The following is a 17539-nucleotide window of genomic DNA, read 5'->3' on the forward strand; positions in this document are numbered from 1 at the left end:
AATTACTCTATTGTAAAATTGGTTTGACAATACGATAAATCTACAGTTTTCCCTTGATACATGATAGAGACTGAATTATCAGCCTTTTTAAGAATAAAAGTGGGAAAATAAACACAGTATTATGGGTTTCAAAAAAATATTTTGGCATATATCAGTTAGGCTTTCTGCTTATAAAATTTTACTTACTTCTCTGCTTATAAAGGAGAAATCATCTTTACAAAAAGTTGGAGCTGTATCCCAAAACTGATGCTTTAAATGTACAACTCTAATACAGCCTTAATTTGAAAATGGTCCCTTAAAATCATAAAAGTAGAGGTAGAGAACCTGCTGTAGAAATGTTGTATATAAAAACGAGTACTATTGGTTTGCAGGAAGGCTCAATTTTTTTTAATGATAATAGTACCATGATAGTAGATTAAGAGAAACTTTCAAGAGCAGCCACAATTTCTTTTGACAGGAGTTTAATTAATATCTGAATGGCGTTGAACTTGTTGTATCTGTCCATTTATTTGATCAACAAAACGTGCTGCTTCATTCTTTTTTACTCAGAAAATTCCTGATATGGAAATCGAGGCTGTCTTCCACAGTAATAAATTCATAATTCAAAGTTTTTACAATTTTAGCATTAGACATTTTTGAGAAAGAGGTTAAAAATTCTATGTTTGCTTTGGTCAGTAATCTTAATTTTGGGATTAATCCTCCAGAAAGAATATTTAAAATTCTCCCTATTTTTAAAATGTTCTCAGATAAAATAAAAGGATTAACCGTCTTTTTAATTAGTCTAGACAGATCGCTGTACTTTCTGTTCTCTGAAATGATGATGAAACGTTCTCCGAAAATATTTTTTTCCATCAGTTCGATAGCGATTTCTGCTACATCCCTTACATCTACACATCCTGTTCCGCCAGGGAAAGAATACAATCTGTTAGCAAAAACTTGTAAGAATTCGCCACTGCTTTTTTGCCAGTTACCACTTCCGATAATCATCCCCGGATTAATGATAATGGTATCTAAACCTTGATGAAATGCATCAAGCACCGCTTTATCCGCATTGCATTTTGAGATGGCATATATTGTATTGTTTTCACCGCTGATAAGATCTGAATTTTCATCAATAAGTTTTTCACATTTTCCTTTATTGAAAATAGCTGCGGAACTTACATACAGAAACTTTATTTTATGGAAACGGTGGCAGCATTCAATTATGTTTTCAGTTCCTTCAACATTGACTTGGGTAACATCTTTCTGTTTTTTCGGATCATAAGTTACCTTCGCGGCACAATGATATACCTCCTGAACATCTTTAAGTGCATTTTGCAGACTTTCCTTGTTATGTAAATCTACCGTCACCCATTCTATCTTATTAAAATAGCTTTCAGCATTTTCTGAGTAATACTTCAATGATTGTTTCACTTCTTCCAAATCACTGGAGTCTCTTTTTGTGGCACGCACAGTTCTGCCTCTTTTGAGAAGTTCCAAAACAATTACCCTACCGAGAATTCCGGTAGCTCCGGTTACTAAAATCATTATTAAATAATTAAAATTACAATGTAGAATCTCGCCCTATTCTTCACTAAGCCAGGCATTCATATACTCTCTGTTCATTCTGGCGATAGTATCCAGTGAAATACTTTTGGGGCATTCAATTTCACATGCTCCAATGACAGAGCAATTTCCAAATCCCTCATCATCCATAGCTTTTACCATATTTAAAACCCTTCTCTTTCTTTCAATCTTTCCTTGTGGCAGTAATGCAAAATGAGAAACTTTAGCACCAACAAAAAGCATTGCAGCACCATTCGGACAACAAGCTACACATGCTCCGCAGCTAATGCAGGCGGCAGCGTCCATTGCTTTATCAGCATTCTCTTTGGGAATAGCAATAGCATTGGCATCCAGCGTATTTCCTGAAGTGTTGACAGAAATAAATCCACCTGCTGCCATTATCCTGTCAAAAGCACTACGGTCTGTCATTAAGTCTTTGATAACAGGAAATGCAATACTTCTCCATGGCTCAATGATAATAGTGTCTCCATCGTTAAACATCCTCATATGGAGCTGGCATGTTGTAATTCCTGTGTCCGGACCATGTGCTCTTCCGTTTATGTATAAAGAACACATTCCGCAAATTCCTTCACGACAGTCATGATCAAAAGCAACAGGGTCTTTATTTTCATAAATTAGCTGTTCATTAAGTATATCCAGCATTTCCAGAAAGGAAGAATCGGTAGAAACACCAGAAATTATATATACTTCAAATTTTCCTTTACTTTTTCTATTTTTCTGTCGCCAGATTTTCAAGGTAAGAGATAAATATTTCCTAGTATTCATAGCAGTTTTAAATTTGATTATCAAAGTATAATTAATACCATTATAGTTTTTATGAGTAAAATCATATTATAACTGAATACAGCAGGAAATACTTATTAAAGAAAAGGAAATATAATTTAATGCTATTTTTTCTTGCCTGTGAATACATGGTTACTGAAATCAATTTTACAACCCCCAGTTAATATATTAGCTTTAAGAAACAGATTGCTGTAAAGTCTGACAGATCCGATTTTGATCACTAATTTATTTTTATACAACAATTTTCATTCATAAGTCTTATGTTTTTAAACTTTTTAGTTTTGGTTATCTTATGTAAAAATAAATAATACGTAACGGCGTAATATTTGTATTTTTTTTAATCACCAAATGTAAATCACTTAAAATATTAAACCATGACAGACGATAAATCCAAAAAAGGGAAAAAAGACCGCAAACAGGTAAGTGGTTCAGAAAATTATGAAATCCAGTATTTCAAGGAAAAAATGGGAGTAACCTCACAAGCCGTTGTCGGTGCTATAAAAGAAAACGGTTCTAATGACCGAAAAACATTAGAAGATTACTTAAGGAAGCGTCACCAAAAATAGCAATACTTGCATCATTAGAGTGTCAGCTGTGCATTTGTTAAGTGCGGCCAAATTTTTAGATTCTAAAATCCATTAACTTAAAAAACAATTGGTATGGCTTTAGAAAAATATCGTGAAAAGCGGTCAGAAGAAAAGACTCCCGAACCCTTTGGGGGTAAGCCATCTGGCAAAGAATTGAGGTTTGTTGTTCAGAAACATGATGCTTCCCATCTTCATTACGATTTTCGTCTTGAAATGGACGGAGTGTTAAAAAGTTGGGCGGTTCCTAAAGGACCCTCCCTGGATCCGAATATTAAAAGACTTGCTATGATGGTTGAAGACCATCCATATGATTACCGGGATTTTGAAGGTATTATCCCAAAGGGACAGTATGGTGGGGGTACGGTGATTGTTTGGGACGAAGGTACTTATGAACCTTCGGAGCCAGTGGAAGGAGATTTGAAAAAGCAGGAGGAAAATCTATTGCACCAACTTCATGCCGGTAAGTTGAAAATAAAGCTAAATGGTAAAAAACTAAAAGGAGAATTCGCCTTGGTAAAAGCTTATGGTAGGGGCGAGAATAGCTGGCTTCTGATGAAGCTTGAAGATAAATACGCAACGACCAGGGATATTACATTAAAAGATAAATCCGTGATTTCCAAAAAGACAATAGTCCAGATGGAAAAATCTCCAGATAAAGTTTATGGAAAACCTAATGTAAAAAAGGAGAGTAGGCTCAAAGATAAGACTACTGAAAAAAAAACGACTCCAGAACTCATTGAGGAACAATTAAGCTCAAACAGATCAGAGAAGGAGGATATTGATGTGGATAAGATTTTAAAAGGCGCGCCAAAGAAGGCTTTTTACAATCATGTACAACCAATGCTTGCTACACTTGTGGATAAGCCCTTTGAAGATAAAAATTGGCTCTATGAAGTGAAATGGGATGGGTACAGGGCAGTGTCCTTTTTAAAAGGGGGCAAGGTTGAGATCAAATCTCGTAATGACAAAAGCTTTAACGAGAAATTTTATCCGGTATATGATTCGCTCAAGGCGCTTAATCTTAATGTTATCTTGGATGGAGAAATAGTCGTTGTAGGGGAGGATGGCAAGGCTGACTTCGGATCATTACAAAACTGGCGCAGTGAGGCAGACGGAACTTTACTGTACTATGTCTTTGACATTATATGGCATGATGGAAAGGACCTTACAGACCTTACCTTATGTCAGCGGAAGGAAATTCTAAAAGAAATATTAGAGGAGAATGATATAATAAAAATCAGTACACCATTTTATACTTCCGGGATAGAATTTTTGGAAGCTGCAAAGAACATGGGACTTGAAGGCATAATGGCCAAAAAGAAGGATAGTTTGTACCATGTACATGTAAGGACAAAGGACTGGCTTAAGATCAAAGCCAATAAAAGACAGGAAGTGGTTATTGGAGGTTTTACGTTGAATGATGACTCCAGAAAATCTTTTAGCAGCATCCTTGTAGGAGTTTATGAAGGTAAAGATCTTGTGTATAAAGGAAAAGTGGGCACAGGATTTAATGACAAGTTGCAGAAGGAGATGATGGAACAATTTAAACCACTGTTCACTAATAAGCCTCCTTTTTCTGAGGAGCCTGATGTCAACAAACCTTCCCGATTTCGGCCTAATCCCCCTCATGCTTCCGTTACATGGCTAAAGCCTAAACTTATCTGTGAAATAAGTTTTACAGAAATGACCAGTGATGGAGTTATGCGTCACCCTTCCTTTGAGGGGATGCGGGAAGATAAAGACCCAATGGAAATTATTCTTGAAAAAGAAATTGATACAGCTCAGATTACTGATGAACATCATGAAAAAATAATAAAACCTGCTGGCAAAATGAAAAGGAAAACCTTATTGAATCCTACTGAAAAGACACAGGTGAAAACCGTCAATAAGCACGAACTTAAATTTACAAACCTGGATAAGGTTTTTTGGCCAAAAGCAAAAATTACTAAACGCGATTTGATCAATTACTATTACCAGGTAGCACCATTTATTCTTCCTTATTTAAAGGACCGCCCACAGAGTATGAACCGATTTCCCAATGGTATTGAAGGTAAAAGCTTTTATTTTAAAAATGTGACAGATACAGCACCGGACTGGGCTGATACTTTTTTGTATAGGAGTGAAACAGATAATGAGGACAAGCACTACCTTGTTGGGAAAGATGAAGCAACATTGTTATATATGGCAAATCTTGGCTGTATAGAGATGAATCCCTGGAATAGTACAATAAAAAAACCTGAACATCCGACATACTGTATCGTAGACCTCGATCCTGATAAAAACTCTTTTGATCAGGTAATCGAAACCGCACAGGTTACAAAACAGATTTTAGATGATATGGGTATAGATTCTTACTGCAAAACAAGTGGATCGACCGGTCTTCATATCTATATTCCGTTGGGAAATAAATATACATATGAACAGTCCAAAGAATTTGCTCGCGTAATAGTCACCTTGGTACATCAAGAACTTCCTGATTATACAAGTTTGGAACGGGTCATTAAAGACCGTAAGGGAAAAATGTATCTTGATTTTTTACAAAACAGGCCTCATGCAACTATTGCATCGGTGTATTCTGTGCGACCAAAACCTGGGGCGACTGTTTCTATGCCTCTGCATTGGGATGAAGTTAAAAAGGGACTTAAAATGAGTGATTTTCATATTTTCAATACGTTGGAGCGATTGCAAAGTGAAGGCGATATATTTAAGCCAGTGCTAGGAAAGGGAATTGACCTTAAAAAGATAATTGATAAATATGCTGGGAAATGAAAAATGCCAGCAAGTCAAAAATAGAGGATACTAACCTAATAAAAAATAATATCATGAACGTCAAAAGAATTTTTGGGACAATATTAACCCTACTTGGGATAGGTGGCCTTATTTATGTAGGAAATGGCTTAATCACCAAAGGTGTAGCCAATATGCCGATTATCGTGGTGGGAATTATCGGTTTACTTTTCTTTTTTGCTGGAATCAGCTTAGTCAAGAATACAAAGGATGAGAGCTAAGCCAGGAAATAGTAATGAAGAAATTACATAGTTCAGATTCTCCGGACTATTACATCAGTAAAAGATTTAATATTCTGTGGTGTCCAGAGATGGACACTGCAGAATATAAGTTTCTTTGCAATTAATGACCGACAATAAAGTTGCCATATATTTTTTGTTTTCAACACTAATTTTCTTCTTCATAGTAAACATCTTGCCTGTCTTTTGATAGCAGTAGATGATATCGAAATCATCTGGCAATTCCAAGTTATAATTGGATTTTTTTGACGGATACCAGATCAAATAATCACACCTTTTAAATTTATTGTTTCATAATTTTTTGCTGTTAGAGCGGAAAATTGGTGAATGAAAATAGGTTTTTATTTACTTTTTCATAATAAAAAGTGTCTTTTTTACATTTTTTTTTCAGCTAAAATGAAAAAAAAATTAATTCTTCTTATCATAATATTTATTCAGAAAAAAATGATCCTCTTTTTGGTGTTGTGATATTGCAATTAATTGTGAACTCATGTCTTATGAAATAAGTAAGTGTATTTTTAATGATAACCTTATCATAATTTTTATACAATTCATATCATAAAAATTCGATATGTAATGTGTTGATAAGCAGTAGATAATGATGGATTTATTTTTTTTATTCAGATGAATTTTTATATTTGTAATGTTACCAAAATGTTAACAAACTAATGAATCAGAATTTTATTCATACCTACGTCTCTGTAGATTGCGTTGTGTTTGGATTTGACCATGAAAACCGGTTGAATATATTATTAGTACAACGTCATGTAGATGATGTACCATTGGAAAAACAAATCAAGCTTCCCGGAAGTTTGATTTTCAGCGACGAAGATGTGGATGATGCTGCACAAAGAGTACTGCATGAACTTACAGGGATTAAAAAAATGGTCCTCAAACAGTTCAAATGCTTTGCAGATCCCATGAGAGCAAGTAATGCGCATGATATCAAATGGATGGATCAGGAATACAAACATCATATAGACAGGATCATTACAGTGGCTTATCTTTCTCTTTGTAAAATAGACCACAAGATCAACAGTACAAAATATGATACCGTAGACTGGTATCCTATTGATGAAGTTCCGGGATTGCCTTTCGATCACAACAAAATTATCAGTGAATCTCTAATGGAGATCAGAAAATGGATTGAATCTGATTTCTCTATCATTTTTGAGCTGCTGCCGAAAAGATTCACCATCAGACAGCTCTATCAGCTCTATAGTGCATTAAGTGAAAAAAATATTGACATCAAGAATTTTCATAAAAAAATTTCTTCGTTCCCCTATATTGTTCCCTTGGATGAAATTCAAAAAGATGTGTCACACCGTGCAGCAAGGTACTACAGATTTGACGCTAAGATTTACAAGAAAAACAATACAAAACTTATAAAATAACCTTTTTAAAAAATTATGTACTTACTAGGCTATGACATTGGCAGTTCTTCTGTGAAAGTTTGTCTCATCGAGGCATCCAGTGGAAAAGTGATTGCTTCTGAATTTTCTCCCAAAAAAGAAATGAAAATCACTGCTATAAATCCGGGATGGGCAGAGCAAAATCCAGTCGACTGGTGGACCAATCTGAGGTTGGCACATGAAGCTGTGATGCATGAATCCGGTGTACATGCTGAAGATATCAAAGGAATTGGAATTACCTGGCAGATGCATGGTCTGATTCTGGTGGATAAAGATCAGAATGTCTTAAGGCCATCCATTATCTGGTGTGACAGCCGTGCTGTGCCTTACGGCGAAAAAGCTTTTAAAACAATAGGAGAAGAAAAATGCCTGTCTCATTTGTTGAATTCACCCGGAAACTTTACAGCATCAAAGCTGGCCTGGGTAAAAGAAAATGAGCCTGAAATTTTTGAAAAGATAGATAAAATCATGCTCCCGGGAGACTATATTGCTATGAGACTCTCAGGGGAGATCGGAATAACCATTGAAGGATTATCAGAAGGGATCTTCTGGGATTTTAAAAACAACTGCATTTCGGAAGATATCATCAACTACTATGGTATTCCTAAAAGCTTTTTCCCTGAAATCGTACCTACATTTGGTATCCAGGCAACGGTTTCCAAAGCAGCAGCTGAGGAATTAGGCTTAAAAGAAGGGACACCTATATCCTACAGGGCAGGTGATCAACCGAATAATGCGCTCTCCCTGAATGTTTTTAATCCCGGAGAAATTGCCTCCACAGCAGGAACCTCAGGAGTTGTCTATGGTGTTCTGGATCAGCTGGAATATGATAAGTTATCACGGGTAAATACATTTGCCCATGTCAATTATACACCTGAACAGATCAGGCTGGGAGTTTTACTATGTATCAACGGAACCGGTATTTTAAATTCCTGGCTGAAGCATAATTTCGCAACCTCACTTTCTTCTTATGGGGATATGAATGATATGGCTTCGCTTTCACCTATTGGCTCAAAAGGGTTAAGTATCATTCCTTTTGGAAACGGTGCTGAAAGGGTACTGGAAAATAAAGATACCAGCTGTTCTATTCACGGAATCAATTTCAATATACACACTAAGGGAGATATACTGCGTGCGGCGCAGGAAGGTATTGTATTCTCTTACGAATACGGAATGGATATCATGAGAAATATCGGAATGGATATACAGGTCATCCGTGCAGGAAATGCCAACATGTTTTTAAGTTCAATTTTTCGCCAGTCTCTGGCCAGCGTGAGCAATGCGGTCATTGAACTTTATGATACCGATGGAGCAGTGGGAGCTGCAAGAGCTGCTGGAATGGGAATTGGATTTTATTCAGATTCCAGGGAAGCATTTTCTTCACTTGAAAAGATAGCGGTGATAGAGCCGGAACACGAAAAACAAGAACAATATACAGAAGCCTATGCGCGATGGAAACATCATCTTAATGAAATAATCTAAAGCAATTACAACCGTATTTTTCATCCTCTTACTGACTTTTAAGAACCAGTGAGAAGGGAATTCCTACGCAAAAATTAAAAAAACAAATTAAAAATAATCAAATAAATATGAACACTTTAACAGGTACAAAAGAGTTTTTTACGGGTATTGAAAAAATTAAGTTTGAAGGAAAAGAAAGTAAGAACCCGTTGGCATTCCGATATTATGATGCTGAAAAGATTGTGATGGGAAAACCTATGAAAGATTGGACCAGATTTGCAATGGCTTGGTGGCATACCTTATGTGCAAACGGAAGTGATCCGTTCGGAGGTCCTACGATCCACCATCCATGGGACATCGGAAATGATGCAGTGACCAGAGCCATGCATAAAATGGACGCTGGTTTTGAATTCATGTCCAAAATGGGCTTCAATTATTACTGTTTCCACGATATCGACCTGGTAGATCCTGCTAATAACTGGAAGGATTATGAGAAAAACCTTCAGACTATTGTAGAATATGCAAAACAAAAGCAGCAGGAAACAGGAATTAAGCTTCTATGGGGAACAGCCAATGTTTTTACCCATGAAAGATACATGAACGGTGCCTCTACCAATCCGAATTTTGACGTCGTGGCCTGCGCAGGAACTCAGGTGAAAAACTCAATAGATGCAACGATAGCATTGGGAGGAGAAAATTATGTTTTCTGGGGTGGAAGAGAAGGATATATGAGTCTTTTAAACACGGATATGAAGCGTGAAAAAGATCACCTGGCCCGTTTTCTTTCCATGTCAAGAGATTATGCGCGTCAGCAAGGATTTAAAGGAACATTCCTGATCGAGCCAAAACCAATGGAACCTACCAAGCATCAGTATGATTATGATTCCGAAACAGTGATCGGATTCCTGAGACATTACGGATTGGATAAAGATTTCAAACTGAATATCGAAGTGAATCACGCTACGTTGGCGGGGCATACATTCGAGCATGAGCTTCAGGTAGCTGTAGATGCCGGACTTTTAGGAAGCATTGATGCCAATAGAGGAGATTATCAGAACGGATGGGATACCGACCAATTCCCGATCGATTATTACGACATGGTTCAGGCGTGGCTTGTACTGCTTCCGGCGGGAGGCCTGGGAGCCGGTGGAGTAAACTTTGATGCGAAAATCAGAAGAAATTCTATAGATGCTGAAGATTTATTCATTTCCCATATTTCAGGAATGGATGTATTCGCAAAAGGTCTTCTTGCAGCAGCTGATATTCTGGAAAATTCTGATTACAAAAAACTGAGAACAGATCGTTATGCTTCTTTTGATAACGGGAATGGAAAATCTTTCGAGGAAGGTAAACTTACCCTGGAAGATCTTCAGAGAATAGCTCACGAAATCGGCGAACCACAGCCAAAAAGCGGAAAGCAGGAATTGTTTGAAGCCATCGTGAATATGCATATATAATAAAAAATAAAAGGCTTGTAAACACTAAGGACTTTACAAACTATAATTATTAATCAGCCTTTTATTCAATAACTAATACTAAAAATAATAATTATGAACCGATTTTATTTCAATAAAAGCAATAAAGCAGCATTATTTTTTGCAATGACTTTATTGCCTTCCGGCATAGCATATTCACAGGTTAAAAAGGATACGATAGTTAAAGAAAAGAAAATAGATGAAGTTGTTGTAATAGGGTATGGAACACAAAGAAAAGAGGCGGTTACAGGTTCTGTGGCCACGGTAAAAGGAGATGCATTGCGTGAAGTACCTTCTGCTAACATAACTCAGGCATTACAGGGAAGAACGGCAGGGGTAGATATCTCACAAACCTCTACAAAACCGGGTGCTGCCATGCAGATCCGTATCAGGGGAACAAGATCTCTGACAGGAGATAATAATCCGTTGATTGTATTGGATGGAATTCCTTTCGTAGGATCACTGGGAGATATAAGCTCAAGTGATATCAAAAGTATTGACATCCTTAAAGATGCTTCTGCTACGGCGATTTACGGATCCAGAGGAGCAAACGGAGTTATCCTCGTTACAACCAACAGAGGAGCAAAAGGGCAGAAACCCAGATTCACTTACAATACCTTTACGGGAGTTCAGACCTTGTTTTCAAAATATCCTATGATGGATGGTCCTAAGTTTGCACAGTTGCGTGCTTATGCGATTCCGGCAGGAAATACAACACCTTTATATTCAAATGGTGCTGATGAAAGCAACAGTGTTAATACGGACTGGCAAAGCCTGTACTACAAACCGGCGATGATGACCAGTCATGATATCGGGGTTTCAGGAGGAACAGACGGAGGAAATTATAATGTAGGGTTATCTTACTTCAAGCAAGATGCATTGATCCCTATTCAAAGTTATGAAAGATTTGCCCTGCGAATGGCTATTGACCAGCAGGTAGGCTCTGTTTTTAAATTTGGTTTTACATCCAATACCAATTATTCAATCTCTGAAGGAAATGGGGTAAATCCGGGAGCAGTGCTGGGATTTTCTCCAATTGCCAATCCTTACAATGCGGACGGAAGCCCAAAGAGGGTAATGAGCACGGCTGGAGGTATTGATCAGACATGGATTTATACCAGAGGGAGCCTGGAAAGTCTTGGAGATAAATATATTGACGAAACCAAATCTTTTGCATCCTACAACAACCTTTACGGGGAAGCCAATCTTCCGATCAAAGGACTGAAATACCGATTGAACGTAGGTTTGGATTTCCGTACTTCAAATAGTGGAAATTATGCTGGGGTAGGAGTATTTAATACGAATCCTCTTGGGCCTTCAGCTGCAGGAAGAGGGAATAACCAAACCTATCACTGGGTCCTGGAAAACCTTTTAACCTACGACCGTACATTTGGAAAGCATAAAATTAATGCGGTAGGATTATATTCCGCAGAAGGGAATAAGTATACAAGCTCATACATGAGCGCAAAGAATGTCCCTGCAGATTTTTTTCAGTATTATAATCTGGGACAATCGCCTCAGGCAGATATTACCGTACGACCGGAAGACCAGATCTACTGGAAAACGGGTCTTCTTTCTGCAATGGGAAGGGTAATGTATACTTATGATAACAAGTATATGCTGACAGCAACACTTCGTGCAGACGGATCTTCCAGACTGGCTCCCGGCAACAAATGGCATACATATCCCGCATTATCATTAGGATGGAATGTTACCAATGAATCCTTTATGCAGAATATCAAAGCCATTAATCTTCTTAAATTCAGGGTTGGATGGGGACAGACCTCCAATCAGGCAGTAGATCCATATTCTACTATGGGAAGATTTAGTGTTGCTCCTTATAATTTTGGAAGTGCAGGAAGTACAGGGATCTATGGAAGTCAGCCACCAAATCCGAACCTGGGCTGGGAATATTCAAAAACGCAAAACTACGGTCTTGATTTCGGTTTATTGAACAACCGCCTTACGGGGAGTGTGGAGTATTACAAAACCCATACATATGACCTGTTGACACAGAAGAGTCTTCCGGCAACAAGCGGATGGTCATCCATTGTTTCCAATGTAGCGGAAACAGAAAATAAAGGTTTTGAAGTTTCCTTAAACGGTGTCATTTTCGATAATCCGGATGGGTTTACATGGGAAGCCGGAGTTAATTTTTATACCAACCGAAACAAAATTTTATCTCTTGCATCCGGAACAACACGCGATGTGAATAATCTTTGGTTTGTAGGTCATAATATCAATTCGTTATATGATTATCAGTATGTAGGCCTTTGGCAGGCAGGAGATCCCTATCAAAGCATTCTGGAACCGGGAACTGCTGCAGATGTAGTAGGATCTATCAAAGTTCTTTACACCGGAGGTTATAATCCTGACGGAACACCGGTAAGGGCAATAGGACCTGATGACAGGCAGATTTTTGATACCGCTCCTAAATTTCAGGGAGGATTCAATATGCGTTTTGCCTACAAGAACTTTGAACTAAGCACGGTAGGGGCTTTCCAAAACGGAGGAATCCTGGTAAGTACCATTTACGGATCTGCAAGTTATCTTAACAGATTAACAGGTAGAGGGAACAACGTGGATGTAGATTACTGGACAGAAGATAATACAGGAGCTTATTTTCCTCGTCCGGGACGCCATTTGAGCGGTGATAACCCGAAGTATTCTTCTACTTTAGCGATGTTTGATGCTTCTTACCTTAAGCTCCGTACGATTACATTAGGCTATAATTTCAACAAAGATTTTTTAAAGGATTTGAAGATCACCGGCTTAAGAATTTACTTTACCGTAACAAATCCTGTTGTATTATTCTCTCCTTATCATAAGTTCTCAGGAATGGATCCGGAACCGAACTCTTTTGGAAATGAAAACCAGGCCGTAAGCGGATATCAAAGCCGTCAGCTTGTTATAGGAACCAACAACCCTTCCACAAGAAATTACTTAATGGGACTTAACTTAACCTTTTAAAACTGTATTGTCATGATAAATTTTAACAAAAAACTGGTATTGGGAACAATCTTTTTATCCCTAACATTTACAGGATGTAATGAAATTCTGGATGAGCAGCCAAGATCAATATATACAGCGGATTACTTTAGTACACCGGATGGAATTAATCAGGGATTTACCTCTCTGTACAGACAGATGAGATTATTGTACGGTAATGGATATTTCATGAGCAATTGCCAGAATGGAACTGACGAATCAACATGGGCCCAAAGTGCGGATGGTAACTTTAAAGAACTTGATATGTCCGGAAACGGTATTATCAATTCCAATACTTTTCCTACTAGTATGGTTTGGAATTCAGTGTTTCCGTATATCAATACAGCCAATGGAATCATTGAAAAGGGACCGGGGTTCGGAATCGCAGAATCCATGATTTCCGAGGCCCGTTTCTTCCGCGGATTTTACTATTTCATGCTGGTGCAGACCTATGGAGGAGTTCCTTTGGATTTAGGGGCAGGAGAATTGAAATATAATACGCTTCCGTCCACGAATTCTGCAAGGAATACTGTGCCGGAAGTCTATACAAAAACGGTTTTTGCTGATCTTAAAAAGTCAATAGAAAATTTACCATCATCACCGAGAGTAACAGGTGGTGTAACCAAAAATGCAGCAAGATTAATGCTTGCCAAAGCTTACCTTACTTATGGATGGTGGCTGCAGAATCCTAACAATATTCCGACTTACCCTGAAGCAACAAGAACTGACCCTGACGGACATAATGCTCAATGGTATTTTCAGCAGGCTTATGACGTCGCAATGGAAGGAATCAACAACCCGGGACCTTATGCGCTTCAGCCTACTTTTTATGATGTCAATGTAGGTTCAAACGACAGAAACACGGAATCGATGCTCTATGCAGACCATATACAATCAAGTACTTACTATAATGAAAGTGATCCTGTAGGATTTGGATCAGGCTGGGCTCCGGACAATTTTGCAGCATGGATGCAGACCTGGAACTATACGGCTATCAAAAGCAGTAAAACCACAGCTTGGGTTGGCGCAGACGTTGTAAGTTCAGTACAGAGAGAGGCGGCGCAATCACTGGGACGTCCTTGGGTTCGTATGTGTCCTACTTTGGGAGTCATTAAAAATACTTTTGCAGATAAAACCAATGATTCCCGTTATGATGGAACTTTTGTAACCACGTACAGAGGAAACTGGAACAAGAATGGAACGGGTCTTACAACGGTTCCTGTACTTTATAACGCCAATAATTTACCGGTACAACCGGGTGGGGCTATCCTGAGCTTTCTTAACGATGACAGCCAGCTGCCTGCTTATCCTACAGGAGCGGGACAAAGTGGTGTAGGAGCAGGAACACTGGCTGGAAGAGCCGATTGGGTAATTGCACCGAATGGAATCAGCAGGATTGTATACCCTGGCTTATGGAAAATTGGAACTTATCGTACCGATGATCCGAATGGCTTAGGATATCCGAATGCGGGATTAACCCGTCCTTTCAGCGTTGCCAAGTTTTCAGAATTCTATTTTATTGCAGCAGAAGCAGCAGTAAAAGGAGCTTCAGGTGCTATGACAGCCAGAAGTTTAATTAATGTCATCCGTGCCCGTGCCGGAAAATGGAAGTTCAATAATGCCCAGAATGCTGCTTACGTAGCGGATAACAGTGCTGCCATGATTGCGGCTACACCAGCGGTAATTACCATTGATTATATCCTTGCAGAAAGATCCCGCGAATATTACGGCGAATTCTACAGATGGTATGACTTGGTACGTACACAGAAGTGGGGAGATTATGCGGCTACCTATCAGATCGGGGGAGCTTCTTATGGAGATCATGATCCGCAAACGGTGACAAGAACGATACAACCTTTTCATTATCTGAGACCTATTCCACAGAATCAGATTGATGCGATGGAAGTATCTGCAGACATCAAGGCAAAATATCAGAACCCCGGATACAATTAATTTTATTCTACATTCATATCAGCAACAGAGTAGGTGTGAAAGCACCTGCTTTGTTTATCTGAATTAAAATTTAAAAATTATGGAAAAAACCTGGCGTTGGTTTGGAAAAAAAGACAAAATAGAACTGAGTACGCTTCGTCAAATAGGAGTAGAAGGAATTGTTTCTGCCCTGCACGATATCCCCAACGGAGAAATCTGGAATCTGGAGGCCATCAATGATTATAAAAACTATATAGAAAGCCACGGACTTCGCTGGTCTGTTGTTGAAAGTCTTCCCGTAAGCGAAGCGATCAAATACGGAGGTGAAGACCGTGACTCTTTAATAGAAAATTATATCACAAGCCTTGAAAATTTGGGTAAAGCAGGCATTACAACAGTTTGCTACAATTTTATGCCTGTTCTGGACTGGGCACGTACCGATCTTTTCCACGAATGGGAAGACGGTTCGTCATCCCTCTATTTCGACAAAGCCAAATTTGCGTACTTCGAAATTCATATCCTTCAAAGAGAAGGGGCAGAAAACGACTATAATCCGGAGATCCTTCAGAAGGTAGAAGAATTAAAAAATACATTAACGGAAAAAGATAATAATGACCTGATAGATTCAGTCATTGTAAAAACACAGGGATTCGTAAACGGAAATATCAAAGATGGTGAATTGAATCCTGTAGAAAAATTCAAGAGTTTATTGGCGTTATATGATGGAATCGATAAAGACAGACTTCGCCAGAACATGCAATATTTCCTTGAAAAAATAATGCCTGTCTGTGAAAAATGGAATATCCAGATGTGCGTACATCCAGATGATCCTCCATTTTCACTATTGGGCTTACCAAGAATAGTGACCAATGAAGAAGATATCTACTGGCTTCTGAAAGCTGTTGATAACCCTCACAACGGATTGACGTTCTGTGCCGGATCTCTAAGTGCTAATCTTAAGAATGACGTTCCTAAGCTGGCTCAGAAATTTGCCCACCGTACCAAATTCGTTCACCTGAGAAGTACAAATGTCTTTGAAAACGGTGACTTCATCGAGGCTCATCACCTGGGAGGAAGAGGAAAGCTCATTGAAGTGATCCGTGTATTCGAAAAAGAAAACCCTAATCTTCCTATTAGAATTGATCATGGAAGGCTTTTAACCGAAGATATTGACAAAGGTTATAATCCCGGCTATTCATTTTTAGGAAGAATGCTGGCATTGGGTCAGATAGAAGGCGTAATGGCCGCAGTACAGTCGGAATTACAGAAAAATTAAACTGCGTTTGTAATAAATAATAAAAAGTAAAATGAAAGACCTGTTTAGTATTAAAAACAAAGTAGCAGTCATCACAGGGGCTTCAGGTGTTTTGGGAGGCAGTCTTGCCAAAAGCTTTATAGAGGCCGGTGCTAAAGTTGTTGCACTGGGGAGAAACCAGGAAACACTGGATGCCCGGGTAAAAGAACTTACAGACCTGGGAGGAGATGCATTCGCTGTAGAAGCCAATGTGATGGATATTAAAAGCCTTGAAGCTGCCGCAGAGAAAATAAAAGAAAAATATGGCAGCATTGATGTTCTGCTCAATATAGCCGGTGGAAATATCCCGTCAGCGACCTTATCTCCCGAACAGTCATTTTTCGATATGGATATGAAAGGATGGGCAGAGGTTACCGATCTTAATATCAACGGAACCGTTTACCCGAGCTATGTTTTCGGAAAAGCAATGGCTGAACAGGGGAGCGGAAACATTATCAATATTTCTTCCATGGCTGCCTATTCAGCGATTACAAGAGTAGCCGGATATTCTGCAGCCAAATCAGCAATTACCAATTTTACCCAATGGCTGGCCTCTGACCTTGCATTAAAATTCGGAGATAAGATACGTGTGAATGCCGTGGCACCAGGATTTTTCATTGGAGATCAGAACCGTGCAATTCTTCTGAATCCTGATGGAAGCTTAACGGAGAGAAGTAAAAAAGTAATGGCCAAAACACCGATGCAGAGATTTGGAGAAGTAGAAGAACTGAACGGGGTTGTACAGTTTCTATGTTCCGATGCCGCAAGTTTTATCACGGGAGCATTGATTCCTGTTGATGGAGGCTTCAGCGCATTCAGTGGAGTATAAAAAAAACTAATTTTTTCATATACAGTAAACAGGACCTTAATGGTTTCATTCAAGGTCCTGTTTTTAAAAAGTAGACACCTAAGTGTTGTGAAAATCTTTGATTTTCATCTTATGTGAACTTTTCTGCAGAATTATTTTAAACTTTCTTAAGTGAGCTAAAGCGTTTTAAAATAAGGCTTTTGTGAC

The 17539-nt window shown here is 38.5% G+C and carries 12 protein-coding genes; 10 read left to right on the top strand and 2 right to left on the bottom strand.

The window, feature by feature from the left end; genetic code table 11:
* Nucleotides 1-531: 531 nt before the first annotated feature.
* Together ACNFU2_RS01330 and ACNFU2_RS01335 are read right to left on the bottom strand one after the other, a co-directional pair.
* Nucleotides 532-1527, bottom strand: a complete 996-nt coding sequence (locus tag ACNFU2_RS01330) for an SDR family NAD(P)-dependent oxidoreductase (RefSeq protein ID WP_273647678.1) — start codon at nt 1525-1527, stop codon at nt 532-534.
* Nucleotides 1528-1563: 36 nt separating this feature from the next.
* A complete protein-coding gene (locus ACNFU2_RS01335; RefSeq protein WP_273647679.1) occupies nt 1564-2331 on the bottom strand; it encodes a succinate dehydrogenase/fumarate reductase iron-sulfur subunit in 768 nt (255 codons plus the stop codon).
* Between the two features lie 392 nt (nt 2332-2723).
* Between ACNFU2_RS01335 and ACNFU2_RS01340 the strand changes: the two genes are divergently transcribed.
* The 10 genes from ACNFU2_RS01340 to ACNFU2_RS01385 all read left to right on the top strand — a co-directional run bounded on the left by ACNFU2_RS01340 (nt 2724) and on the right by ACNFU2_RS01385 (nt 17353).
* The gene (locus ACNFU2_RS01340) at nt 2724-2915 is read left to right on the top strand and encodes a DUF3606 domain-containing protein (RefSeq protein WP_273647680.1); all 192 of its coding nucleotides are present in this window, start codon (nt 2724-2726) and stop codon (nt 2913-2915) included.
* A 93-nt stretch (nt 2916-3008) separates the two neighbouring features.
* Entirely contained in the window at nt 3009-5705 is a 2697-nt protein-coding gene (gene ligD, locus ACNFU2_RS01345) for a DNA ligase D (RefSeq protein WP_273647681.1), read from the top strand.
* Nucleotides 5706-5758: 53 nt separating this feature from the next.
* Nucleotides 5759-5944, top strand: coding sequence for a hypothetical protein (locus ACNFU2_RS01350; RefSeq protein WP_306611805.1), 186 nt, complete (start codon nt 5759-5761; stop codon nt 5942-5944).
* A 686-nt stretch (nt 5945-6630) separates the two neighbouring features.
* Nucleotides 6631-7356, top strand: a complete 726-nt coding sequence (locus tag ACNFU2_RS01355) for an NUDIX hydrolase (RefSeq protein WP_172278131.1) — start codon at nt 6631-6633, stop codon at nt 7354-7356.
* Between the two features lie 15 nt (nt 7357-7371).
* Nucleotides 7372-8856: a xylulokinase gene (locus ACNFU2_RS01360; RefSeq protein ID WP_273647683.1), complete on the top strand. Its 1485-nt coding sequence runs from the start codon at nt 7372-7374 to the stop codon at nt 8854-8856.
* Between the two features lie 107 nt (nt 8857-8963).
* Nucleotides 8964-10292 (top strand): xylose isomerase, encoded by a 1329-nt coding sequence (gene xylA / locus ACNFU2_RS01365; protein ID WP_273647684.1) that lies wholly within the window; start codon nt 8964-8966, stop codon nt 10290-10292.
* 93 nt (nt 10293-10385) lie between these two features.
* Nucleotides 10386-13280 (top strand): SusC/RagA family TonB-linked outer membrane protein, encoded by a 2895-nt coding sequence (locus ACNFU2_RS01370; protein ID WP_306611807.1) that lies wholly within the window; start codon nt 10386-10388, stop codon nt 13278-13280.
* A 12-nt stretch (nt 13281-13292) separates the two neighbouring features.
* Nucleotides 13293-15251: a RagB/SusD family nutrient uptake outer membrane protein gene (locus tag ACNFU2_RS01375; protein WP_172278139.1), complete on the top strand. Its 1959-nt coding sequence runs from the start codon at nt 13293-13295 to the stop codon at nt 15249-15251.
* 79 nt (nt 15252-15330) lie between these two features.
* Nucleotides 15331-16506 carry a mannonate dehydratase gene (gene uxuA, locus ACNFU2_RS01380; RefSeq protein ID WP_418123378.1) on the top strand — a complete coding sequence of 392 codons (1176 nt, stop codon included), beginning with the start codon at nt 15331-15333 and terminating at the stop codon, nt 16504-16506.
* A 31-nt stretch (nt 16507-16537) separates the two neighbouring features.
* Nucleotides 16538-17353 carry an SDR family oxidoreductase gene (locus ACNFU2_RS01385; RefSeq protein WP_273647687.1) on the top strand — a complete coding sequence of 272 codons (816 nt, stop codon included), beginning with the start codon at nt 16538-16540 and terminating at the stop codon, nt 17351-17353.
* Nucleotides 17354-17539 lie beyond the last annotated feature (186 nt).

The organism is Chryseobacterium sp. PTM-20240506, from assembly GCF_048296755.1.
In the GTDB taxonomy this organism is placed as follows: Bacteria; Bacteroidota; Bacteroidia; order Flavobacteriales; family Weeksellaceae; genus Chryseobacterium; species Chryseobacterium proteolyticum.